We start from the raw sequence: 22,095 nt of genomic DNA on the forward strand, positions 1-22,095 counted from the left end.
GGTTGGGGTGCTTCACGCGGTGCGTCACGTCGTGCTTCACGCGGTGCGTCGAGCGGTCCTTCAGCCCGTGACGACCAGGCCCACGACCTCGTCGTCCGAGAACCAGACGCGTACGTCGGGGTGCCCGCCCGCGAACGCGGCGTGCACCGCCTGGCGGATGTCGGGGGACGGGTCGTTCAGGTTGCGCCACTCCCCGGCGACGAACAGCCTCAGGCGTGGCGGGAGTTCGGGGGGATAGGGGAGCAGCTCGTCCCAGTAGCGCTCGGCCCGGCCCGAGCCGACCGCCGACGGCAGCAGATTCGTGACCGCCGCCTTGATGTCGGGACGGTTGCCGATCCGCTGCGAGGCCGGGCGGCCCGGAGCGTCCTGCTGCGGCGAGCCCGTCGAGCGCAGCACCGCACGCGCGCGGGCCGGCGTCATCAGCTGCTGGCCCGCGGCCTTCAGCATGCCCTGCAGACAGGCCAGGGCCCCGACGACGACCGGTGAGGCGGACGAGGTGCCGGAGAACGTGTCCGTGTACCAGGCGATCTCTTCGGTGCCGCCCTGCAGGTCGCCCGGCTGGTTCCAGGAGCCGCCGGTCGTGGTGGTCTCGCGGCCCCAGCCCTGCGCGTCCACGCGGGCGCCGTAGTTCGAGAAACCCAGGCGCGAGCGGTCCGGGCCGTGATCGCGGCCGTGCGTGCCGGGCGGCGGTGCGCCCGCGCCGACCAGGACGGCACCCGAAGGCCGGTTGGAGGGGTTGAAGGGGTTGCGCCACCACTCGGGGAACTCGTCGGGCCTGCGCTCGTACACCGCGTCGTCCAGGGACTCCGCGCCGTTGCCCGCCGCGCCCACGACGATGACGCCCTTCGCGGAGGCGTACCGGATCGCCGCGTGGTCGTCCGGCCACCACTCAAGGGCGATGTAGCCCCGCTGGTCGTCGCGCGGCTCGTAGTCGAACCGCGGTCCCGGCCGGTGCAGTTCGATCAGCACGATGTCACCGGGGCCGAGCCGCTCCGCCGCCGCGTGGATCGTGGCCGCGGTGCCCAGGGGCTGGAAGGACGCCGCCGCGGTCATGGCCTCGGGGGCGATGCCGGTGATGCCCACGTAGTTGCGGTCGCCGCCGATCACGCCGATCACCGCGGTGCCGTGGTTGCGCCAGGCCACGTCCTGGATGGGCGTTCCGATGACCACGCCGGCGAGCTTGCCGGTCAGGTCCTCGTGACCCAGCTGCCAGGCGCCCTCGATGTCGATCACCGTGACGCCCTCGCCCGATCCGCCGAGCCGCTGCCACGCCCACTGGGCGTCGACGCCTTCGGGCGCCGGGCGCAGATAGCCCTGGCGGCCGGTGAAGTCGGGGGTGACGGGTGCGCCTTCCTTGCGGCGCCCGGACTCGCCGACGTCGGGAGCCCGGTCCGTCGAGCCGATCGACGCCGGTACGGCGCCCGGCTTGACGTACGCCGTGTCGATCCCCGGCAGCGCCGCCATCCGCGAGCACAGCTCCTGCGCCCTGCTCCCGCCGCCGCGCACGCGGTAGAAGAGCGCCAGGTCCGGCACGTCGTCGCCGTCGTCCGCATCGACGTGCCGCCGGTCCGCCGGGCGGAGGCGCTCCTCGTTGCCGAACAGCGGCTCCAGGGTGAGCTGTTCATCGCCGAGGAACATGTTCAGGGCCGACACGTCGGAGCCCGCCGCCGAGCGGACGCCCTCGGCCTGGGCCCGCAGCCGGGCCTCGGGCCGTGCGACGACGATCAGCTCCTGCTCGGACGCGCGGTAGGTGAACCCCGCCCCGTCGGGTCCGGGGCCACTGGCTCCCGGGCCGCCTTCCGGCTCTACCTGGTCGGTCATCGCTTCACCGCTCCCTTCGATCATTGGGGTCTCCCCTGCTCGAACGGAGTCGAGAGCCTGGGGAAGGGTGCCGTGCTGTGCGCTGTGGCCGCGCATTCCGGGGCACACCCTGCTACCGCCACGCGCGGCCGTCCACCCCCTTTGCCCCAACTGCGTTTGAAATCAAGGGGATCAGGGGAGAACCTGCAATTCGTCCGGAAGGCGATGTCACGCCTCGATCCGGCCATGGACGGAACGAAAGGGGGCGGCACCCTTTCGGATGCCGCCCCATGTCGCTTCTGTGCCCTTGTCAGTCCTCGGAGGAATCAGCGGGTCCGGTTTCGCCGCTGCTCTCCTCGTCCGGTCCCGCACTCGGTCCCGTGCCTGAACCCGGTGCCGATCCCGGTCCCGGTCTTGGTTCTGTCTCCGGTTCCGGACGCGGCTGTGGCTTCGGCGGCCGTGTGCGCTCGCCGGAGCTGTCGCGCAGATACGGGGAGGCGTCGCCGCCCTCCGTGGCGTGGCCGCCGGGCTGCGGCGGGCCGCCGCCGTCGCGCCGCCGCAGATAGCGCTCGAACTCGCGGGCGATCGCCTCGCCGGTCGCCTCGGGCAGCTCGGCCGTGTCCCGGGCCTCTTCGAGGGACTGGACGTACTCGGCGACCTCGCTGTCCTCGGCCGCGAGCTGGTCCACGCCCACCTGCCAGGCACGCGCGTCCTCGGCCAGGTCGCCCAGCGGGATCCGCAGGCCGATGAGGTCTTCGAGGCGGTTCAGGAGCGCCAGCGTGGCCTTCGGGTTCGGCGGCTGCGAGACGTAGTGCGGGACGGCGGCCCACAGGCTCACCGCCGGGACGCCCGCGTGCGTGCACGCCTCCTGGAGGATGCCGACGATGCCCGTCGGGCCTTCGTACTTCGTCTCCTCCAGGTCCATGGTGCGGGCCAGGTCCGGGTCGGAGGTGACGCCGCTGACCGGGACGGGGCGGGTGTGCGGGGTGTCGCCGAGCAGGGCGCCCAGGATCACCACCAGCTCCACGCCGAGCTCGTGGGCGAAGCCCAGGATCTCGTTGCAGAACGACCGCCAGCGCATCGACGGCTCGATCCCGCGGACCAGCACGAGGTCACGGGGCTTGTCGCCGCCCACGCGGATCACCGAGAGCCGGGTCGTCGGCCAGGTGATTTTGCGAACGCCGCCTTCCAGGAAGACCGTGGGGCGGTTGACCTGGAAGTCGTAGTAGTCCTCGGCGTCAAGCGCCGCGAAGACCTCGCCCTTCCACTCCTTGTCGAGATGCGCGACCGCGGTGGAGGCGGCGTCGCCGGCGTCGTTCCAGCCCTCGAACGCGGCCACCATGACCGGGTCGACCAGCTCGGGAACCCCCTCGAGCTCGATCACCCAGGCCTCCTTCCGACGTCCTTTACGTACGCCCCAACCTTACGGCGTCCGGCGGGGCCCTCCGCAGCCCCCTTGCGACGGCTGCGATGAACGGATCACTGCCCCGCGGGAGGCCTCCGCACTCCCTCCGCGACCGTGCTTCACAGCGTCGACCGCAGCCACTGCTCCACGCTCGCGATGTGCACGGTCGCCCACGACCTGGCCGCCTCGGCGTCGCGGTCGCGCAGCGCGGTGAGGATGGCGCGGTGCTCGTGCAGGGTGCGGCTGACGGCGTCCTCCTGGGTGAGGCCGCGCCAGATGCGGGCCCGGGTGGTGGGCCCGGAGAGGCCGTCGAGGAGCGAGCAGAGCACCGAGTTGCCGGACGACTGCACGATGCCGCGGTGGAACTCCAGGTCGCAGGCGACCAGCTCCTCGACCGAAGGCGCCGCCCCCAGGGCGTCCAACTGCGAGGTGAGTACGTCGAGTTCGGCCTCGGTGATGTGGACGCTGGCCATCGCCGTGGCGGCGGGTTCCAGGATGCGGCGCACCGCGAGGAACTCCAGAACCGTGTCGTCGCGGTGGAAGTCGACGACGAAGCTCAGGGCTTCGAGCAGGAGCTGCGGGTCAAGGCTGGTGACGTACGTGCCGTCACCCTGGCGTACGTCGAGGATGCGGATCAGTGAGAGGGCGCGCACGGCCTCGCGCAGAGAGTTGCGCGAAAGGCCCAGGTCAGCGGCGAGTTCGCTCTCTTTGGGCAGCCGGTCGCCGGGGCGCAGCGCACCGGAGACGATCATGCCCTTGATCTTTTCGATGGCCTCGTCGGTGACAGCCATGGGGACCTCGCCTCACAAGACAGAAGACATCCGATGTATCGGACGATTATGGCGTGTCCCTGGGCTGTTGCGCACGTGGGTCCGGCGAATACGCATTTCTCTCAGGGCTAAGATTTCCCTGACTGACCGAACAGACCGCGGGACGGGCGAGAGGGAGGCTACGGCACATGGCCGGGAAGAAGTCGGCGGGGGCCCAGCGGGACGCGGTCGCATCGATCATCGAGGACTGGGCGCGAGAGCGGCCGGAGCTCGACACCTCGCCCCTTGAGGTACTCGCGCGGCTGCACCGGACCTTCCTGCGCTACAACACCAGGCTCACCACGGCGATCGAGCGGCACGGCCTGGCGGTCGCGGGCTTCGACGTGCTGACCGCGCTGCGCAGGGCCGGGGCGCCCTACCGGCTCACGGCGGGCCAGCTCGCCGACTCCGGCCTCGTCTCGTCGGCCGGGGTCACGCTGCGCATCGACCGCCTGGAGAAGGACGGCCTGATCGTGCGCGAGCGCGACGCGGAGGACCGCCGCGTCGTCTACTCACGGCTCACCGACACGGGCCTCGCCAAGATCGACGAGGTGTTCGCCGAGCATCTCGACAACGAACGCCGGATGCTCGACGGACTCTCCCCGGCCGAGTGCCGTCAGCTGGCCCGCCTGATGTCCAAGCTGGAGCGGTCCATCACCGACTCCGACGAGCCTCACGAAGCAGAGGCCTGAGCCTCCGCCTCCGCGCGGTACATCCGGCGCAGCCTGACCACGCCCAGGTCGTGCTGGTAGAGATTCTCGCGCTGGTCGGCGTCGGCGGGCATCGCCTCCAGCATCACCCGGTCCTGTTCGAGGACCTGCCAGTGGCGCTCCTCGATGAGGGTCTTGTAGAGGAAGCGCCAGGTGTCGCGCTGCCAGCCCTGCACGCGGCGGTAGCGCCAGAAGAAGACACCGGTGCGGTTCTCGTCGACCGGGCAGACCATGCCGACGATGCCGAACGGGCCGCCGGGGCCTGCCGACGGGGGGTACGGGATGGTGAGGTCCACCCAGTCCACGCCGGTGCGGCACAGCTCCACCCAGTCGAAGTTGACGCCCCGCTGGTCGGTCTTCTCGAAGAAGTAGCCGCGGTCCGTCTCGCGGATGCGGAACTTGGCGGTGGTGTCGCCGTCGTACATCGTGTGCGACTCGTGGTGCAGGAACGCGCCGTGCATCGGGTCGAGGAGGTTCTCCACCGCGAAGCGCCAGGGGCCGTTCCACTCCGCGTAGCACAGGATCGCGTCGACGTCGGGGTCGGTGAGCGGCTCGGGGAGCGTCAGTTCGGCAGGCTCCGGGTGTTTCTCGTCGCCGAAGTACGCGAGGATCGCGCCTCCGATCTCCCGCACGGGCAGCGACGTGACGAGTTTCTTGCCCTCCAGATTGCAGCCCGGAAGGCCAGGTACGGAGGAGACGGTGCCGTCGGTCTCGATCTCCACGCCGTGGTACCAGCAGGCCACCCGGTCGCCGAGGTGTTTGCCCAGCGAGAGGGGCGCACCGCGGTGCGGACAGCGGTCGGCGAGCATCGACAGGGCGCCGTCCGAGCGGCGGAAGAGCAGCCACTGCTCGCCGAGCGCGGTGACCTTGCGCATGGCGCCGGGGGCGACGAAGTCCGAGGGGACGACGGGGTGCCACTGGTTGCGCAGCCCGGTGGCGTAGATGTGGTCGGCGGAGGCGGTGAGGCCGACGCGGGGGGTCAGGGTGGTCATCGGGGTCACGCTCCCAGTCGGTTCATCTCGGCACGGAAGGACTCTTCGGTCCACGGGGCGCCGTCGGGTGCGTGGACCTGACGGGCGTTCAAGCCGCGTATGACATCGGGGAGTTCATGGCCGTCCTTGGTGAAGACCTCTTCGAGGGTGGCGGCGAGCTTGAACTCGTAGGGGGTCGGCTCGTGCGTCCGGGACTGGTGGATGTCCAGGTACGGCCAGGTGGTGGTCACTGTTGCCTCCGGTGGGGGAATTACAGATCGAGGACGAGAGGGCCGGACGCGCACCGCGAGACGCAGATCATCATCGAGGTGTTGGCAGCGTGCTCGGCCTCGCTGAGCAGGAAGTCGCGGTGGTCGGGCGTGCCGTTGAGCACACGGGTCTCGCAGCTGCCGCAGATGCCTTCCTGGCAGGAACTGCTGACGCTCAGGCCCGCGGCCTCGGCGGCCTGCAGGATGGACGTGTCGGCGCCGACGGAGAGGGTCAGGCCGGACCTGCGGCACTCCACGTCGAAGGAGGACTCGTCGCCCGTCCGCTCCACGACGGGCGCGGCGAACCGCTCCACGCGCAGCCGGTCCGCCGGGCAGACGGCCTCCACCGCGGCGAGCAGCGGCTCGGGGCCGCAGCAGTACACGAGCGTGCCGTCGGGCAGCCCGTCGAGCGCCGCGGAGAGGTCGATGTGCCCGTGCTCGTCCTGCGGCACGACGGTCAATTGGCCTTCTAGGGCAGCCAGTTCATCGGTGAACGCCATCGATCCCCGATTGCGCCCGCCGTACACCATGCGCCAGTCGGCCCCGCGCCGCGCGGCCTCCCGGGCCATCGCGAGGAGCGGTGTGACACCGATGCCGCCCGCGATGAAGAGGTAGCCGGGCGCGTCCTCCAGGGCGAAGTGGTTGCGCGGCTCGGACGCGGTGACCGTCTGGCCGGGCCGCAGCTTGGTGTGCACGTGCCGCGAACCGCCGCGCGAGGAGGCCTCGTTGAGGACACCGATGCGGTACGCCGACCCGTTCCGCGGGTCGCCGCAGAGGCTGTACTGGCGTACGTGGCCGCCGGTGTGGAGGTCGAGGTGCGCGCCGGGGGTCCAGGCGGGCAGTGGCTTGCCGTCCGGATGGGCCAGCTCGACGGAGAGGACTCCGTCCGCCTCCCAGGTCATACGGCGCACCAGCAGGGTCAGTTCGCTCGCGTTCTCGTTCTCGCTCATGCGGGTCGGTCCTCCTCACTGGCCGGGGATCTTGACGGGCGGGGTGAACGGGTTCTTCATCGGTCCGAGGCGGGCCAGGTCGACCTCGACGAGGGTCGGCCCGTCGGAGGCGACGGCGTGACTGATCACGGGGGTCGCGTGCTCCTCGGCGGCGATCCTCGCGTAGGCCAACCCGCAGGCCTGGGCGAGGAGTTCGAAGTCGGGCGTGGCGAGGTCCACTCCCGAGCGGCGCTCGCTGTAGCGGTCCTGCATGTTGCGGAGCACTCCGTACCCGCCGTCGTTGAAGACGATCAGGGTCAGCCGTGGCCGCTCCTGGGCGAGCGTGAGCAGTTCCCCCAGGTGGACGGCGAGCCCGCCGTCCCCGGCGAGGACGACGGTGGGCGCGTCGGGCCGCGCGAGTGCCGCGCCGATGCCCATGCCGAGCCCCTGCCCGATGCCGCCGCCGCGCGGGAAGACGTTGTCGCGGGGGTCGTACATCTCCAGGAGCCGGTTGCCCCAGCTGCTGGACGGGATGGTCACATCGCGGGCGACGACCGCCTCGCGGGGCAGCGCGGCACGGATGGCGTCGCAGATCGCGGCCTGCGGGCCGATGTTGTCGTGCAGCGTGGCGCGGACGTCCTCGCGGACGGCGGCGACGCGTCGCGTCCAGCTCTCGTCGGCACGGCGCGCGTGCGGCAGCAGCGCCGCGAGCACGTCGGGTGCGTGGCCGTGCAGGGCGTGCCGTGCCGGGTACACGCGGCCGAGTGCGGCGGCGTCGATGTCGACCTGGATGTGCGCTTCGGGGAGCGCGAGTCCGTAGTCGGCGGTCTCGTTGGACCGGAAGTGCGTGCCGACGGTCAGCAGGACGTCGGCGTCGGCGAGGAGGGCGCGGGCGGCCGGGGTGGTGGCGAAGTTCCCGATGACCTGCGGGTGGTCCTCGGGCACGGAGCCCCGGCCGGAGTTGGAGGTGAGCAGGCCCGCGCCGGTGGCGTGGAGCAGCTCGGCCAGCTCGGCGCCGGCGCGGGTGGCGCCGCCACCGGCCCAGATGAGGGGACGCTCGGCGGACGCCAACAGGGCTCGGGCCGCAGCGAGTTCACCCTCGGCGGGGACAGGAAGCCGAGCCTCGGGGGTTTCGAGCGCGGCGTCCGTCTGGGCCGCGTACTGCAGATCCACCGGCCACTCCACGCTCGCCGGGCCGCCCGGGTCCTTCAGCGCCGCCCGCGCCGCCTCGCGCAGGATCCGGCCCGCCGATGCGGTGGACGTCACCGTCTCCGCGTACGTGGACACCGCTCTGAGCATGCCCAGCTGGTCCTTGGTCTCGTGGATGAAGCCCCGGCCGCTGCCCAGGAACTCGGCTTCCACCTGGCCCGTGACGTGCAGGACGGACGTGCCCGCGCTCAGCGCCTCGACCAGGGAGCCGGCCGCGTTGCCCGCGCCCGTGCCCGTCGAGGTGAGCGCGCAGCCGAGGGAGCCGCGCGCCCGGCCGTAGGCGTCGGCGGCGTTCACGGCGGTCGCCTCGTGGCGTACCGGCACGAAGCGCAGCTCCCGGTCGACGGCCTCGACCAGCGGCAGATTGTGCACGCTGACGATCCCGAAGACCGTGTCGATGCCGAGTTCCCGCAGGACGGCGACGAGGAGATCGCCTCCGGTGGCGTAATGCATGGGTGGCATGGATGGCATGGGAGAGCTCCTCAGAGGATGCCGCGGCCGACGCCGCCGCAGACGTCGATGCTGGTGCCGGTGGTGTACGAGGCCCGGGGCGAGAGCAGCGCGACGATCGCGTACGCGACCTCCTCCGCGCGGCCCAGCCGCCCGAGCGCGATGCCGCGGTCCGCCGCGAGCTCCGCCTGCCAGTCCTCGTAGCTCATACCGGAGTCGGCTGCCGCGTGGCGGCGGGTCCACTGGCCGGTGTCGATCAGGCCCAGGCAGACCGAGTTGACGCGGATGCCCTCCGGGGCGAGCTCCGTGGCCAGGGACTTGGAGAGGTTGAGGATGCCCGCGCGGGCCGCGCTCGTGGTGATGAGGCGGGGCTCGGGCTGCTTGGCGAGGACCGCGTTGACGTTGACGATGCTCGCCGCGTCCGACGCCGCCAGGTGCGGGCGTGCCGCGTGCAGGGGGTTGAGGACACCGGTGAACTTCAGTTCGAGCTCGTCGCGCCAGTCCTCGGCGGTCGAGTCGTCGAGGCCCTTCATGCGGGACTGCCCCGCGTTGTTGACGAGCCCGTCGAGCGAGCCGAAGGTGCCGGCCGCGCGCTCGGTGAACTCCCGCACGGCGTCCGCGTCGCGCACGTCGCACACGCCCGTGAGGAGACGGTCGCCGCCGCCGAGCCCGGCAGCCGCCTTCGCGAGGCGGTCGGCGTCACGCCCGCAGGTCGCGACGCGCGCGCCCTCGTCGAGCAGGGCGCGGACCGTGGCCAGGCCGACGCCCGAGCTGCCGCCGGTGACCAGGACGGTCCGGTCGGAGAGGCCCAGATCCATAAGTGCTAGCTCCTGTGCGTCAGTTCGTCAGTTCGTCAGTTCATGGTGAATCCGCCGTTGACGGCGATCACCTGTCCGGTCAGATAGCGGGACTCCTCGGAGAGGAGGAAGGAGACGAGCCCGACGAGATCGTCCGGCTGCTGCGGTCGCGAGATCGCCCGGTTGCCCCGGTAGAGCGCGTGCCGCTCGGCCGGCACCGTCTCGGTGGCCTCGACCTCGGTGAGGCCCGGTGCCACCGCGTTCACGGTGATCCCCTTGTCGCCCAGCTCGCGCGCCATCGCCCGGGTCAGCGCGATGACCGCGCCCTTGGAGGCGATGTAGTGGGCGAGCCGCGGCGATCCGTAAAGGGCCGCGTCCGAGGCGATGTTGACGATCCGCCCGGGGGAGCGGAACAGCGGGTGGAGGGCCTTGGCGACCAGCCACGGGCTGCGGGCGTTGACCGCCATCAGGCGGTCCCACACCTCGACGTCGATGTCCTGGAACTCCTTGCCGCCGACGCCGTTGGCGAGCGCGGCATTGTTGACCAGGCCGTACAGCGAACCCAAGTCCGCTACCGCGGAGGCCAGTTCATCTACCGAAGCAGGGTCCGCCACGTCGCACCGCACGAAATGGGCATCCAGGCCCTCCGTACGCAGCTCCGCGACGGCCTCCTGCCCACGCCCCGCGTCCACCTCCGCGACGACGACCCGGAAGCCGTCCTCGCCCACCCGGCGGGCCATGGCCAGTCCCAGGCCACGGCCCGCGCCGGTGATGACGACGGTGCGCTCGTCAGTCACGGGTGACGCCGTGCATCGGCGAGTGCTCGGGGTACGTCGGGACCTGCGGCTTCTGCGTGCCGATGACGACGCAGAAGAGCGCGTCGGTGTCGCCCTCGTTCTTCAGGGAGCGCGCCACGCCCGCAGGGACGACGATCATGTCGCGGTAGCCGAGCGTGCGGTACTCCACCTCGTCGGCGCCCCGGTGGATGCCCACCTTGACCTGGCCCTCCAGGACGAAGAAGGCCTCCTCGACGTCGTGGTGGGTGTGCTCGGGGCCCTCGGCGCCCGGCGGGAGCAGCATGTTGGAGAAGGTGAATCCGCCGGACGGCAGGATGCGGCTGTCGTTCTCGTGGTTGCCGGTCGCGCCGGAGCCGACGTAACGGATCTGGCCGCGGCGGTACTGCGGGCCCGCCTTCTCCTGGAAGGACAGCGTGCTGAAGTCCGCGACACGGGACTCCTTGGTGGCGATCAGCGAGTCGGTGTACTTGCCGAGGTCGCTGCCGTTGTCGTAATCGGTGGTGGTCAGAGGCATGAGGAAGGCTCCTGTTCGGGGATGCGGGCGGTGATGCGGAGGTGGGAGAGGACCCAGGCGTTGAACGCCTCGGGCCGCTCCTGGTTGGCCAGGTGACCGGCGTCCTTGACGATCACGTAGGCGGTCTTGTGCAGGGCTCCGGCGATGGCCTGTGAGGCCTCCACGCCGGTGACCCGGTCCTGGTCGCCGCAGAGGACGAGGGTGGGCGCGGCGATGCCGGGGATCTCGGGGCGCAGATCGGCTCCGGCCATGGACTCGGCTGCGTACGCGTATCCGGGCAGGCGCACCGACGCGGCCATGGTGTCGACGACCCGCCGGACGAGCTGAGGGGGCGCGTCCGGCGAGACGAGCCGGGGCCCGCGCCGCTCGGCGAACGCCTGCGGCCCGAGCTCCGCGAGCTCGGCGGCCCGCTGCCGCATGGCGTCGGCCTTCGCGGGGTCGGTGCCGGAACCGGAGCTGGAGTCCGCGACGATCAGCGAGTCGACGAGCTCGGGGTGCCGGGCCGCGAGCCGCAGCGCGATCACCCCGCCCCACGAGACGCCGAGGACGTGCGCGCTCGCGCCGCGCTCCCGGATGAGGGAGGCCGCCGCGTCCACGAAGCCGTCCAGGTCCAACGGCCCTTCCGGATCAGCGGACTTGGCGTACCCCGGGGCATCCCAGGCCACGACCCGCACGTACGCGGACAGCGCGGCGAGCTGCGGCGCGAAGGCGGCGGACGAGGAGCCGATGCCGTGCAGGCACAGCAGCAGCGGCCCTGCGGAGCCCGCCTCCTCGACATGAATGGCCGTCACAGGATCTGTCCCGTCCGTCCCGCGAGCGCCGCGAGGCTGCGCAGGACCGCGTACGGCACGACCTGGCTGGTCGCCGGGTTGCCCGGGTCCGGCAGGTGCGCGACCTCGAAGCGGTACGTGCCGTGCGCGCCGGACGCCTCGACGACGTGCCGCGTGTGGTGGGCGCCGGGATCGGCGACGACCTGGACCCGCACAGCGTCCAGGTCGCCGACGGCGAGGGCGACCGATGCCGCGACGTTCGTCGACTTGGGGAACTTCACGGGGACGTCGCGCGCGGTCCCGGACATGACCTCGACCGGACCGGTCGCCGTCCGCATCCGGGACAGCAACTCCTCGTCCATCCAAGGCTGTTCGAGCGTGGACGGCAGTTTGGTGGTGGTCAGCCGCACCTCGTCGAGCGGGCCGAGCGAGCGCACCGCCTGGAGCAGATCGAGCCCGCCGACCGCGCCCCCGGTGAAGTACACCCGGCCGGGACCGGCGGACAGGAGCCGTTTGGACAGCTCCTCGTCGGTGAGCGCGCCGGTCGAGGCGATCAGCAGATCGGTCCCGGAGGAAAGGACACGCTCGCCCCATTCCCGTACGACGCCTTGGCCCGCCGCCTCGACGATGAGATCGCAGCGCTCCATGGCCTCGTCGAAGGAGACCTGCGGGGCGGGTGCGCTCTCGCCGAGCGGACGGTTGTCGACCAGGCAGGTCAACTCCGCGCCGGTGACGCGCTGTTCGGCGAGGGCGGTACCGACCACACGGCCGATGGCGCCCCAGCCGACGATGCCGACCTTGCGTACGCGCGTCATGCCTGAACCTCCAGGTTGTTTCGGGCGGAGAGGGGGCCCGGGTCGGGTGAACCCGCCATGTGGCAGCGGATCTCCTTCGACGGCGGCCCCGCCGTCCCCCACAGGTCCGACAGCTCGGGCACCCGCCGCCAGACGCGGGCGATCCACGCGTCCTCGACGATCTGCGCGACCTCGGAGGTGTACTCGCAGACGAGCCCGGAGGGGTCGGTGAAGTAGGAGAAGGTGTTGTTGCCGGGGCCGTGCCGTCCGGGGCCCCACTGCGGGTCGATGCCGTGGTGCCTGAGCCGGCCGAGGCCCCGCATGAAGTGGTCGACCGAACTCATCTCGTACGCCACGTGGTTGAGCGAGGCCCACTCGGCCTGGTTGAAGGCGATGCAGTGGTGGTCGGCGTTGCAGCGCAGGAACGCCATCTGGTGCTCGGACCAGTCGGAGACGCGCAGGCCGAGGACGTCGCGGTAGAAGGCGACGGAGGCGTCGATGTCCGCCGTGTTGAGCACCGCGTGCGTGACGCCCACCGGCACGGCGCCGTCGCTGCCCCGCGGCGCGACCGCGTGGACCTCCGCGCTGATCTCGATCAGGCGGTGCTCGGGGTCGGTGAAGCGCAGGCCGTAGCCGCCGCCGACCTGGTCGAGGGGGCCAGGCCCCGCGACCGGTGCGATGCCGCGCGCGAGCAGCCTGCGGGCGGCCTCGTCGACCTCGGCGGGCGTGCCCACCGCGAAGGAGATCCTGCCGAGGCCCGTGCGGTCGGCGCGGGTGAGCTGGAGCGCGTGGTGCTCGGCGCCGGTGCCGCGCAGCCAGGCGGCCGTGCCGCGCTCGGACTCGACGGTCTGCAGGCCCCAGACCTCCTGGTAGAAGTCGGCGGCCTCCGTGAAGGAGGGGGTGAGGAGCTCGACGGAGCGCAGGGCGCGGAGGCGGGCGATGGGAGGTTGGGACATGTCCTGCTCCAGAGGTGCAGAGATGTAGGTGCGGAGGTACGGGGTTCAGCCGGCCCAGGGGAGAGGCGCATCGGAGACGCCCCAGTAGAGGGACTTCTGGCGCTGGTAGGCGCGGATGCCGTCGCGGCCCTTCTCGCGGCCGAGTCCGCTCTCCTTCATGCCGCCGAAGGGCGTGGCGATGCTGAACTGCTTGTAGGTGTTGATCCAGACCGTGCCCGCGTCGACGCGGCGCGCGATGCGCCAGGCGGCCCGGTGGTCGCGGGTCCAGATGCCGCAGGCGAGACCGTAGACACTGGAGTTGGCCTGCCGCACGAGATCGTCCTCGTCGTCGAAGGGCAGCGCGACCAGGACGGGCCCGAAGATCTCCTCCTGGCAGGTCCGCGAGGAGTTCGGGAGCCCGTCCAGGACGGTGGGCAGGTAGTACGCCCCGTCCCGGTGTTCGGGGCCCTGCGGCACACCCCCGCCGCACAGCACCCGCGCACCTTCCTCGCGCGCGAGATCGACGTACGAGGCGACGGAGTCCCGGTGCTTGTGGTGGACGAGCGGCGCGACCTGGGTGTCCGGGGCGGTGCCGGGGCCGACGCGCAGCTTCCGTACGCGCTCGACGAGCTCGCCGACGAACTCCTCGTACAGCTCGCGGGCGACGAAGAGCCGTGACCCCGCGATGCAGGACTGTCCGCTGGAGGAGAAGATCCCGAACAGCACGCCGGCCAGGGCCTGCTCGACGTCGGCGTCGGCGAGGACGACCGTCGGCGACTTGCCGCCCAGTTCGAGCGAGACCGGCATCAGCTTCTCGGCGGCGGCGTGCGCGAGCGTGCGGCCCGTGCTCGTGCCGCCGGTGAAGGTGACCTTGCCGACGTGCGGATCGCGGACGATCGCGTCCCCGACGATGCTTCCGCGCCCGGTGAGCACGGACAGCAGCCCGGCCGGGAGCCCGAGTTCGTCCAGCGCGCGCGTGATGAGGCGGCCGAGCGCGAGGGAGACGAGCGGGGTCCACTCGGCGGGCTTGAGCAGCACCGCGTTGCCGCCCGCGAGCGCCGGGGCGAGCTTCTGGGCGTCGCTGGCGATGGGGGAGTTCCAGGGGTTGATCGCGCCGACGACGCCGATCGGCTCGTACACGCTCAGCGTCACGTAGTCGCCGCGCGAGGGCGTGATCGCCTCCTCCGCGGTCTCCAGGGCGGCAGCCGTGTAGCGGAAGGTCGCCGCCGCGCTGCCCACCAGGGCGCGGGTCTCGGTGAGCGCCTTGCCGGTGTCGGCGGTCTGCAGGGCGGCGAGGTCGTCCGTGGACTCCTCGATCAGCTCGGCGATGCGGTGCAGGAGCAGGGCGCGCCGGTGGGGCAGGAGGTCGCGCCAGCGCGGGTCGGCGGCGGCCTCGGCCGCCCCGCGCGCCGCTTCGGCGACCTCGTCGAGGGAGACCGCGTGGACGGTGGCGATGACGCGGCCCGTCGCCGGGTCGACGGCGCCGGCCGGGGCGCCCGAACCGCGTCGCCACTCGCCCGCGATGAGTGCTTCGTCGGCTGGGATGCGGGGCATGGGGGCCTCCTGGCGGAACGGGACGTGGTCGAACGGGATGCGCCCGAACGGGACTTGGCGGAAGGGGCCCGGTCTGAACATCGGCCCCACTTCGGTAAGCGCTAGAAATCTAAGGGCTTAAATATCTGGAGCGCAAGACCTACTCGATGGCGGACTTCGAGGATTTCCCCTGCGGAGGCTCTTGACGGCCTCCGGGGCTGGGACGGTACAACTTAAGCGCTTAGAAACTTTGCGCTTACTCGCTACTTGGCCCGCGTTTCCTCAGACGCCGTGGCCCGTCGCGTTCCCCGCTCGTCCCCGCCCCCTCAGCAGCGGAGTTCCCGCATGACGATCGACGCTTCCCCGGACCGAGCGGTCCGGGCCGCCATAGCCGCCCGCTTCGAACGGCTCCCCTTGTGCCGCTGGCACGTCACCGTCCGGCTCATCGTGGGCGCGGTCACCTTCTTCGAGGCCTTCGACCAGCTCCTTATCGCCTACGCCCTGCCCGAGCTGCGCCAGGAGTGGGACCTCAGCACGTCGGCCGCGACGCTGCTGCTCACCGTCGGCTCGATCGGCATGCTGATCGGGGCGCTGCTCTCCGGCCGGCTCGCGGACCGGATCGGCCGGGTCAAGGTCATCGCGCTGTGCATCGCGCTGTCCAGCGTCGCCAACCTGGCCCTGTCCGTGTCCACGTCGCCCGACGCGTTCATGGCCCTGCGGTTCGTCCAGGGCCTGGCGATCGGGGGCGAGGTGCCGGTGGCGGCGACCTTCATCGCCGAGATCACCCGCAGCCACCAGCGTGGCCGCTTCGTCCTCCTCTACGAGCTGGTGTTCCCGGCAGGTCTCACCGTGGGCGCGCTGGTCGCGGCCTGGGTGGTGCCGATCCTGGGCTGGCGCTGGATGTACGCGCTCGCGGCGCTGCCCGGCCTGCTCTGCATCCTCGTACAGCGCAAGGTCCCCGAGTCGCCGCGGTGGCTCGCGGACCACGGCAGGACCGATGAGGCGGCCGCGGTGATGACCGGCATCGAGACGGAGGTCGAACGGATCACGGGCAAACCGCTGCCGCCCGTTCCCGAGGCCCTTCCCGTGGCCGCTCCCGGGGAAGCGGCGTCCGGCCTGCGCGGCCTGTTCACCGGCCGCTACCGGCGCCGCACGCTGGTGATCGGTGTGCTCTGGTTCACCGGCTACTTCGTGAACTACGGCATCACGTCCTGGCTCCCGACGATCTACCAGAACCGCTACGACCTCTCCCTCTCGGACGCGCTCCTCTACTCGACGGTCACGTCCTGTGCGGGTCTGCTCGGCTGTCTCGTGGCCGCGCTGACGGTGGACCGCCTGGGGCGCCGGAAGGTCATCACCGGATGTCTGGGCGGGGCCGCGGTGATGCTGGTGGCGCTCGCGGCCGTGGGCGCGGGTACGCCGGTGCAGGTCCTGGTGTGGACGTCGCTCGCGGCGGTCTTCTTCTTCGGCTCCAACATCTGCCTGTACCTCTACACGCCGGAGCTCTTCCCGACGCGGATGCGGGCGCTGGGAAGCAGCATGGGCGGCGCGATGAACCGGCTCGGAGTGATCCTCGGGCCGATCGTGGTGGGGGTCGTCTACGCGGGCGGCAATGTGTCCACGGTGTTCGTGATGCTGGGGGCCGTGGCGCTGGTCGGGTCCGTGGTGGCGGCGGTCGGGGCGGAGGAGACGGCGGGGCGGCGGCTGGAGGAGGTCTCGCCGTAAGCGTCTCCGCAGACACGCAGACACGCAGACACGCAGACACGCAGACACGCAGACGCCGGGCGGGCCGGAGATCTCCGGCCCGCCCGGCGTCTGCGACACCTTGTGTCAGCCGAAGCGCTCGATGCGGATCCGGTCGACCGGCTGGCCCCCTGCCACCAGCAGGCGCGAGGCATGCTCGGCGAAGCCGTTCGACCCGCAGATGTACGCCTCCCAGCCCCCCTCGGGCTGCGCGGGCCCCAGCAGCGGAGCCAAGTGCTCGGCGCTCAGCCGGCCCTCCGCCCGCGTGAGGACGACCGTGGTCTCGTCGCCGTACTCCTCCGCGTAGATCAGATCCTCGCGGGTACGCGCCGACACGAGCAGCCGCAGCGGCACCGGACGCCCGGCCCGCCGCCAGTGCCGCAGCATGGACATCAGCGGGACCACACCGGACCCCGCACCGAGCAGCAGCGCGGGACGGTCACCGGGCCAGGCGAAGAACCCGGACAGCGGCCCCCGCACCTCCACCACGTCGCCGACGCGGGCGACCGTGTGGAGATGACCGGACACCTCGCCGCCCGGCACATGGTCCAGGGTCAGCTCGATCTCACCGCCCTCGTCCGGGGCCGAGGCGATCGAGTAGTGGCGTTGGGCGGTATACCCGTCCGCGGCCGTGAGCCGCAGCATCAGATGCTGGCCCGGCAGATGCCCCTGCCAGTCCGGCACCTTCAGGCGGAAGCTCGACACCGTGCCTGCCGCGTTCTCGCGCCGGACGTCCACCACCGTCGCCCGCTGCCAGACCGCCGCCGCGCGATTGCTCACCGCGATCCGTCCGGGCACGGCGAACCGCGTGGGGGGCCGATACGTCTCAGTCACCGGAGTAACGCTCCTCACGCCAGGGATCGCCCCGGTGGTGATAGCCGTTCTGCTCCCAGAAGCCCGGCTCGTCGTGGTCGAGGAGCCGCAGCCCCGCGACCCACTTCACGCTCTTCCAGAAGTAGAGATGGGGGACGATCAGGCGCGCGGGGCCGCCGTGCTCGGGAGGCAGCGGGCCGTCCCCGTACTCCCAGACGATCCACGCCTTCCCGCCCGTCACATCGGCGAGGGGGAGGTTCGTGGTGTACCCCGTGTGCGAGTACGCGACGACGTGCGTGGCCTCGGGGCGCGGCCCGGCGGCGGCCAGGAACGCGTCCAGGCTCGCCCCGCCGAAGCGGACCCCGAACTTGGACCAGCTGGTCACGCAGTGGATGTCCCCGCGGTACTCGGACGCGGGCAGCTCGTGCGCGTCGTCCCAGGTCCAGGTGTGCGGGGACGTCACGAGCCCGTCCACGCGGAACGACCACTCCGCGGGCGAGAGCTCGGGCGTCACCTCGGCGGACAGGACGGGCCAGCTGTCGGCCGCGTCGTACTGCCCGGGGGGCAGCCGTGGGTCGCGGTCGGCCGCGCGGGCGCGGCCGGTGAAGCCGCGGGTGGGTTCGACGGGCGTACGGTGCTCGATGGTCATACGGTGCTTGCCACTTCGGAGGTGCTCGGTGCCGCGGAGTCGGCCGCGTCTTGCAGGGCTCGCAGCGCGCGCTGCTCGTCCACTGTCTCCAGCGTACGGTCGCGCATCAGGACACGGCCGTCGACCACCGTGTCGCGCACGTCGGACGCGGCGGCGGAGTAGGCCAGCATCGACCACGGGTCGTGCCGCGGCGTGAGGTGCGGCCGGGCCAGGTCGAGGACGATCAGGTCCGCGCGCTTGCCCGGCTCCAGGGAGCCCAGCTGGTCGCCGAGGCCGAGGGCACGCGCGGATTCGATGGTCGCCATCCGCACGGCCTGCTCGGCGCCGACCGCCGTCGGGTCACCGCCCGCCTTGTGCACGAGCGCCGCGAGCTTCACCGCGCCGAGCAGGTCGAGCGTGTTGGAACTCACGGCGCCGTCCGTGCCGAGGCCCACCGTGACGCCCGCGTCGAGCAGGGCGGGGACGCGCGCGATGCCGCAGCCCAGCTTCAGGTTCGACACCGGGCAGTGCGCCACGGCCGTACCGGTGCGGGCGATGGCCTCGATCTCCGCGTCCGTGAGGTCCACCGCGTGCGCGAGCAGCGTGTCCGGGCCGAGCACGCCCAGCGATTCGAGCAGCTCCACCGGACGCATGCCGTGCTGCTCGCGCACCATCTCCACCTCGCCCGCGTTCTCGGCGGCGTGGATGTGCAGGAGCGCGCCGTGCTCGCGGGCCAGCGCGCTGATCGCCGTCAGCTGCTGCGGCACGAGGGTGTACGCGGAGTGCGCGAAGACCACAGGACGGGTGCCCGGCGCCGGGGTGCGGGCGGCCAGGTCGGCCGCCGCCCAGCCGAGCCGGTCGGCATAGGGGCGGCCGTCCGGCGGGCCCGGTACGTCCATGAACGTGGGGCCTGTCAGGAGGCGCCACCCGGCATCGCGCGCCACGGCCTCGGCCGCCTCGTGGAACCAGTACATGTCGAGCGCGGTGGTGACCCCGCCGCGCACGGACTCGGCGATCGCGCCCTGGATGCCCGCCGTCACGGTCTCTGCAGAGAGCTGCTTCGCCTCGGCCGGGATCACGCGGGCCAGGAAGCCCTGCAGCGTGAGGTCGTCGGCGATGCCGCGGAACAGGGTCATCGCCAGGTGCGTGTGCGTGTTGATCAGGCCGGGCAGGACGAGGCAGCCGCGGGCGTCGAGATGGTCGGCGGCCTCGTACGCGGCGCGCAGCCGCTCGGCGGGGCCGACCTCGACGATCCGGCCGTCGCGCACGGCGACGGCGCCGTCCTTCACGACGGTGCCGGACGCGTCGACGGTGAGGATGTCGCCGCCATGGACCAGAAGGTCCATGGAGCCGCCCCGGTCCTGGGCCGGCAGGTCAGTGGGGTGCATCGGTTCCGTTCTCCACAAGGTCGTGCGGGCGGCTGCTCAGTGCTCCGTGGCGGCCAGGAGCCGGAGCGCGTCCAAGGCTATCCGGGCGCCCCGGTCGACTCCCTCGGCCACCACGTTCCGGTGCGGGTTGTAGCCGCCGGTGGCTTCCTCGTCGACGAGTTCGTCGGCGTTGGCACCGTCCACGACGAGCGCGCCGCCCGCAACGAGACCGTGCGTGGACGCGAAGACGTACAGCGCCGAGAGCTCCATCTCGATGGCCGCGATCCCGGCGGCGGCGTACGCCTCGCCGGGCAGCGGCAGGAAGCCCGGCTGGAACGCGGCCCGCGTCCACACAACGCCGCGGTGGTACGGGGCTTCTGCCGCGCGGGCCGCACGCTGCAGCGCGATGACGGCCTCCGGGGTCGCGAACGCCGGGTACTCGGCGGGGATCAGCTGCTGCGTCACGCCGTCGTCGCGCACCGCCGCGTCCGCGATGACCAGGTCGCCGTCGCGGATGCCGGGGCGGATCGCGCCCGCCGTGCCGAGCCGCAGGATGGTGGTGACGCCCGCCTCGGCGAGCTCCTGGAAGAGCAGGATCGCGCCGGGGGCGCCGACGCCGTGCGAGGCGACGACGACCTCGGTGCCCTGCCACGTGCCGGTGAAGGTGCGGTACTCGCGGTGGTACGACACCTCCTTCGCGTCGTCCAGGAGGTCGGCGACGGCCGAGGCGCGCCCCGGGTCGCCGACGACGACGGCGCGGGTGGGCAGGCCGGTGCGGGGGACGCGGGTGATGGGCAGCGCGTCGGTGAGCGTAGGGGCGTCGGTCGTCGAGCCGGTCGGCAGGTCGGTCGTCAAGTCGGTCGTCATGAGGAAGCTCCTACCAGAGGCGTCGTCTTGCGGCGGCGCCTGCGCGCCGTGGACAGGAAGAGTGCGGCGAGCGTCACCACGTACGGCGCCGCGTCGGTCGCCTGCTGCGGCATGCCGAGCCCCTGAAGACGGAAGCCGACGGCCTCCGCGATGCCGAAGAGCAGCCCGGCGAGCAGGACGCCGAGCGGCAGGGCGCGGCCCAGCATCACGGCCACCACGGCGATCCAACCACGCCCGGCCGTCATGTTCTCGGAGAACAACGTGACGTTGCCGAGGGCGAGTTGGGCTCCCGCGAGGCCGCACAGGACGCCTGACGTCAGGACGGCGGCGTACTGGTACTTCGCCGGGCTCACCCCCAGCGTCGCCGCCGCGTCGGGCGCCTCGCCCACGCCGCGAAGCCGCAGGCCCCACGGGTGGCGGGCCAGGAACACCGCGGCCACGGCGACCGCGGCCCACGAGAGGTACACGAGAGCGGAGTGCCCGGAGAGCACCGCCCCGGCGAACGGGATGTCGATGCCGCCGAGCCCCGCCAACTCCGGGTCGGAGAACGTGCCTTGCACGCCGAAGACCGTACGCAGCAGGAACCCCGTCAGGCCGACCGCGAGAAGGTTGAGCGCGACGCCGAGCACGACGGCGTCCCCGCGCAGCGAGATGGTTCCGACGGCCAGGATCATCGAGTACGCCGCCGACGCGAGGGCGGCGAACACGACACCGAGCCAGGCGCTGCCGGTGAACCAGCTGCCCGCGACGCCGCTGAAGCAGCCGATCAGCATCATGCCTTCGAGGCCGATGTTGAAGACGCCCGCGCGCTCGCAGATCGCGCCGCCGAGCGCGGCGAGGAGGATCGGGGTGAGGGCGAGGAGCGCCGAGTGGAACAGCGCGGAGTCGATGCTCATCGCACGTTCACTTCCTTCACGTCGATCTCGGCGGGGGTCTCGGCGGCGGACTTCTTCCTGGCCCGCCGCCACGTCAGGTTGAGCCGGGCCGCGAGGAAGACGATGACGACGGCCTGCAGGACCTGCGTCAGCTCGCGCGGCACTTCGGTGGTCCGCTCCATGGCGAGCCCGCCGACTTCGAGCGCCGCGAAGAACAGGGCGGCGAGCGCCGTCCCCAGGGGCGCGGCGGCGGCGAGGAGCGCCGCCGTCAGGCCGGTCCAGGTGTGCCCGGCCGCGGTGAGCGAACCGTCGATGAAGCGATAGGGGAAGCTCAGTACGCCGATGGCGCCGACCAGGCCCGCGACGGCCCCGGAGAGCGCCATGAGCCGCAGCGTGAGGCGCGGCCTGTCGACCCCCGCGTACGCGGCGAAGCGCGGATTGAGCCCCGTCATGCGGATCTCGTAGCCGGTGGCGGTACGGGCGTCGGCGAACACGAAGACGGCGACCGCGGCGGCCACGAGGAGCAGTCCGACGGTGACGGTCGACGACCCGAAGGCGGGCAGCTCGACCCCGTCGGGAAGCCGCCGGGTCTGCGGAAGGCTCGACCCGTCCTCCTTCAGCGGAAAGCGCGCGAGGTAGGAGGCGAAGGACATCGCCGGATAGCCGAGCAGCAGACTGCTGACGAGCAGCGGCACCCCGAACCGGTTCTGGCACACGGCGGCGAGCGCGGCGTAGGCGGCGCCGGCCGTCATCCCCGCGAGCAGCGAGGCGACCACGGTCAGCGGCGCGGGCAGCGGCGAGTAGAGCCCGGTGGCCGCCGCCGCGATCCCGCCGAGCACCAGCTGCCCGTCACCGCCGAGGTTGAGCAGCCCCGCCCGCATGGGGATCGCGAGCGCGAGGGCGAGCCCGATGACGCTGGTCCCGGTGGTGAGCGTGGACCCGATGCCGTCGGGCCCGAGCGCGCCGCTGACGACGGAGCCGTACGCCCCGAAGGGGTCGGCCCCCGTCCCGACGAGGAAGAGCGCGCCGACGATCACCGCGGCGACGACGGAGTGCAGTGCGGGGGAGCGAAGGCTCCGGCCGCTCAGGGAGCGGATCGTGGCACCCATG

22 protein-coding genes are annotated in these 22,095 nt (G+C 72.1%); 2 read left to right on the forward strand and 20 right to left on the reverse strand.

Features of this window, described 5'->3' with window-relative positions:
- Positions 1–60: 60 nt before the first annotated feature.
- The 3 genes from AC07AG_RS31740 to AC07AG_RS31750 all read right to left on the reverse strand — a co-directional run bounded on the left by AC07AG_RS31740 (position 61) and on the right by AC07AG_RS31750 (position 3,996).
- Positions 61–1,821, reverse strand: a complete 1,761-nt coding sequence (locus AC07AG_RS31740) for a S8 family peptidase (RefSeq protein WP_478759574.1) — start codon at positions 1,819–1,821, stop codon at positions 61–63.
- Between the two features lie 289 nt (positions 1,822–2,110).
- Positions 2,111–3,184, reverse strand: coding sequence for a PAC2 family protein (locus tag AC07AG_RS31745; protein WP_478759575.1), 1,074 nt, complete (start codon positions 3,182–3,184; stop codon positions 2,111–2,113).
- 140 nt (positions 3,185–3,324) lie between these two features.
- Complete coding sequence (locus AC07AG_RS31750; RefSeq protein WP_249590945.1) at positions 3,325–3,996, reverse strand: FadR/GntR family transcriptional regulator; 672 nt, start codon at positions 3,994–3,996, stop codon at positions 3,325–3,327.
- Positions 3,997–4,163: 167 nt separating this feature from the next.
- Here AC07AG_RS31750 and AC07AG_RS31755 point away from each other — a divergent pair, with 167 nt between their 5' ends.
- Positions 4,164–4,706 carry a MarR family winged helix-turn-helix transcriptional regulator gene (locus tag AC07AG_RS31755; protein WP_249590946.1) on the forward strand — a complete coding sequence of 181 codons (543 nt, stop codon included), beginning with the start codon at positions 4,164–4,166 and terminating at the stop codon, positions 4,704–4,706.
- Here AC07AG_RS31755 and AC07AG_RS31760 read toward each other — a convergent pair.
- Genes AC07AG_RS31760 through AC07AG_RS31810 form a run of 11 tightly spaced genes read right to left on the reverse strand, consistent with a single transcriptional unit; the run spans position 4,688 to position 14,713 of the window.
- Positions 4,688–5,716 carry a Rieske 2Fe-2S domain-containing protein gene (locus AC07AG_RS31760; protein ID WP_478759576.1) on the reverse strand — a complete coding sequence of 343 codons (1,029 nt, stop codon included), beginning with the start codon at positions 5,714–5,716 and terminating at the stop codon, positions 4,688–4,690. The genes AC07AG_RS31755 and AC07AG_RS31760 overlap by 19 nt on opposite strands.
- A 5-nt stretch (positions 5,717–5,721) precedes the next feature.
- Complete coding sequence (locus AC07AG_RS31765) at positions 5,722–5,946, reverse strand: recombinase-like helix-turn-helix domain-containing protein (protein ID WP_249590948.1); 225 nt, start codon at positions 5,944–5,946, stop codon at positions 5,722–5,724.
- 20 nt (positions 5,947–5,966) lie between these two features.
- Positions 5,967–6,914 (reverse strand): PDR/VanB family oxidoreductase, encoded by a 948-nt coding sequence (locus tag AC07AG_RS31770; protein WP_478759577.1) that lies wholly within the window; start codon positions 6,912–6,914, stop codon positions 5,967–5,969.
- Between the two features lie 15 nt (positions 6,915–6,929).
- Complete coding sequence (locus AC07AG_RS31775; RefSeq protein WP_478759949.1) at positions 6,930–8,555, reverse strand: thiamine pyrophosphate-binding protein; 1,626 nt, start codon at positions 8,553–8,555, stop codon at positions 6,930–6,932.
- Positions 8,556–8,584: 29 nt separating this feature from the next.
- Positions 8,585–9,370, reverse strand: coding sequence for an SDR family oxidoreductase (locus tag AC07AG_RS31780; protein ID WP_478759578.1), 786 nt, complete (start codon positions 9,368–9,370; stop codon positions 8,585–8,587).
- Between the two features lie 35 nt (positions 9,371–9,405).
- On the reverse strand, positions 9,406–10,146 hold the full coding sequence (locus AC07AG_RS31785; RefSeq protein ID WP_478759579.1) for an SDR family oxidoreductase: 741 nt from the start codon (positions 10,144–10,146) through the stop codon (positions 9,406–9,408).
- A complete protein-coding gene (locus tag AC07AG_RS31790) occupies positions 10,139–10,660 on the reverse strand; it encodes a cupin domain-containing protein (RefSeq protein ID WP_249590951.1) in 522 nt (173 codons plus the stop codon). Before AC07AG_RS31790 ends, AC07AG_RS31785 begins: the two co-directional genes overlap by 8 nt.
- Entirely contained in the window at positions 10,651–11,451 is an 801-nt protein-coding gene (locus AC07AG_RS31795) for an alpha/beta fold hydrolase (RefSeq protein WP_478759580.1), read from the reverse strand. Before AC07AG_RS31795 ends, AC07AG_RS31790 begins: the two co-directional genes overlap by 10 nt.
- The gene (locus tag AC07AG_RS31800; RefSeq protein ID WP_478759581.1) at positions 11,448–12,245 is read right to left on the reverse strand and encodes an aspartate dehydrogenase domain-containing protein; all 798 of its coding nucleotides are present in this window, start codon (positions 12,243–12,245) and stop codon (positions 11,448–11,450) included. Before AC07AG_RS31800 ends, AC07AG_RS31795 begins: the two co-directional genes overlap by 4 nt.
- Positions 12,242–13,180: a VOC family protein gene (locus tag AC07AG_RS31805; RefSeq protein WP_478759582.1), complete on the reverse strand. Its 939-nt coding sequence runs from the start codon at positions 13,178–13,180 to the stop codon at positions 12,242–12,244. Before AC07AG_RS31805 ends, AC07AG_RS31800 begins: the two co-directional genes overlap by 4 nt.
- 45 nt (positions 13,181–13,225) lie before the next feature.
- A complete protein-coding gene (locus tag AC07AG_RS31810; protein WP_478759583.1) occupies positions 13,226–14,713 on the reverse strand; it encodes an aldehyde dehydrogenase in 1,488 nt (495 codons plus the stop codon).
- 324 nt (positions 14,714–15,037) lie between these two features.
- On the opposite strand from AC07AG_RS31810, the gene AC07AG_RS31815 reads away from it, so the two are divergent.
- Positions 15,038–16,417, forward strand: coding sequence for an MFS transporter (locus tag AC07AG_RS31815; protein WP_478759584.1), 1,380 nt, complete (start codon positions 15,038–15,040; stop codon positions 16,415–16,417).
- Positions 16,418–16,522: 105 nt separating this feature from the next.
- On the opposite strand, the gene AC07AG_RS31820 is transcribed toward AC07AG_RS31815, so the two are convergent.
- From AC07AG_RS31820 to AC07AG_RS31845, 6 genes are read right to left on the reverse strand one after another with little or no spacing between them, the layout of a single operon-like run.
- Positions 16,523–17,269: a ferredoxin reductase gene (locus AC07AG_RS31820; RefSeq protein WP_478759585.1), complete on the reverse strand. Its 747-nt coding sequence runs from the start codon at positions 17,267–17,269 to the stop codon at positions 16,523–16,525.
- Entirely contained in the window at positions 17,262–17,897 is a 636-nt protein-coding gene (locus AC07AG_RS31825) for a sulfite oxidase-like oxidoreductase (protein WP_478759586.1), read from the reverse strand. Before AC07AG_RS31825 ends, AC07AG_RS31820 begins: the two co-directional genes overlap by 8 nt.
- Positions 17,894–19,264: an amidohydrolase gene (locus tag AC07AG_RS31830; RefSeq protein WP_478759587.1), complete on the reverse strand. Its 1,371-nt coding sequence runs from the start codon at positions 19,262–19,264 to the stop codon at positions 17,894–17,896. Before AC07AG_RS31830 ends, AC07AG_RS31825 begins: the two co-directional genes overlap by 4 nt.
- Before the next feature lie 36 nt (positions 19,265–19,300).
- On the reverse strand, positions 19,301–20,110 hold the full coding sequence (locus AC07AG_RS31835; protein ID WP_478759588.1) for a phosphorylase family protein: 810 nt from the start codon (positions 20,108–20,110) through the stop codon (positions 19,301–19,303).
- A complete protein-coding gene (locus tag AC07AG_RS31840) occupies positions 20,107–21,006 on the reverse strand; it encodes an ABC transporter permease (RefSeq protein WP_478759589.1) in 900 nt (299 codons plus the stop codon). The genes AC07AG_RS31835 and AC07AG_RS31840 overlap by 4 nt, the downstream gene beginning before the upstream one ends.
- Complete coding sequence (locus AC07AG_RS31845) at positions 21,003–22,094, reverse strand: ABC transporter permease (protein ID WP_478759590.1); 1,092 nt, start codon at positions 22,092–22,094, stop codon at positions 21,003–21,005. The genes AC07AG_RS31840 and AC07AG_RS31845 overlap by 4 nt, the downstream gene beginning before the upstream one ends.
- Between the last annotated feature and the right edge of the window lies 1 nt (position 22,095).

The organism is Streptomyces sp. NPDC044044 (assembly GCF_056434405.1).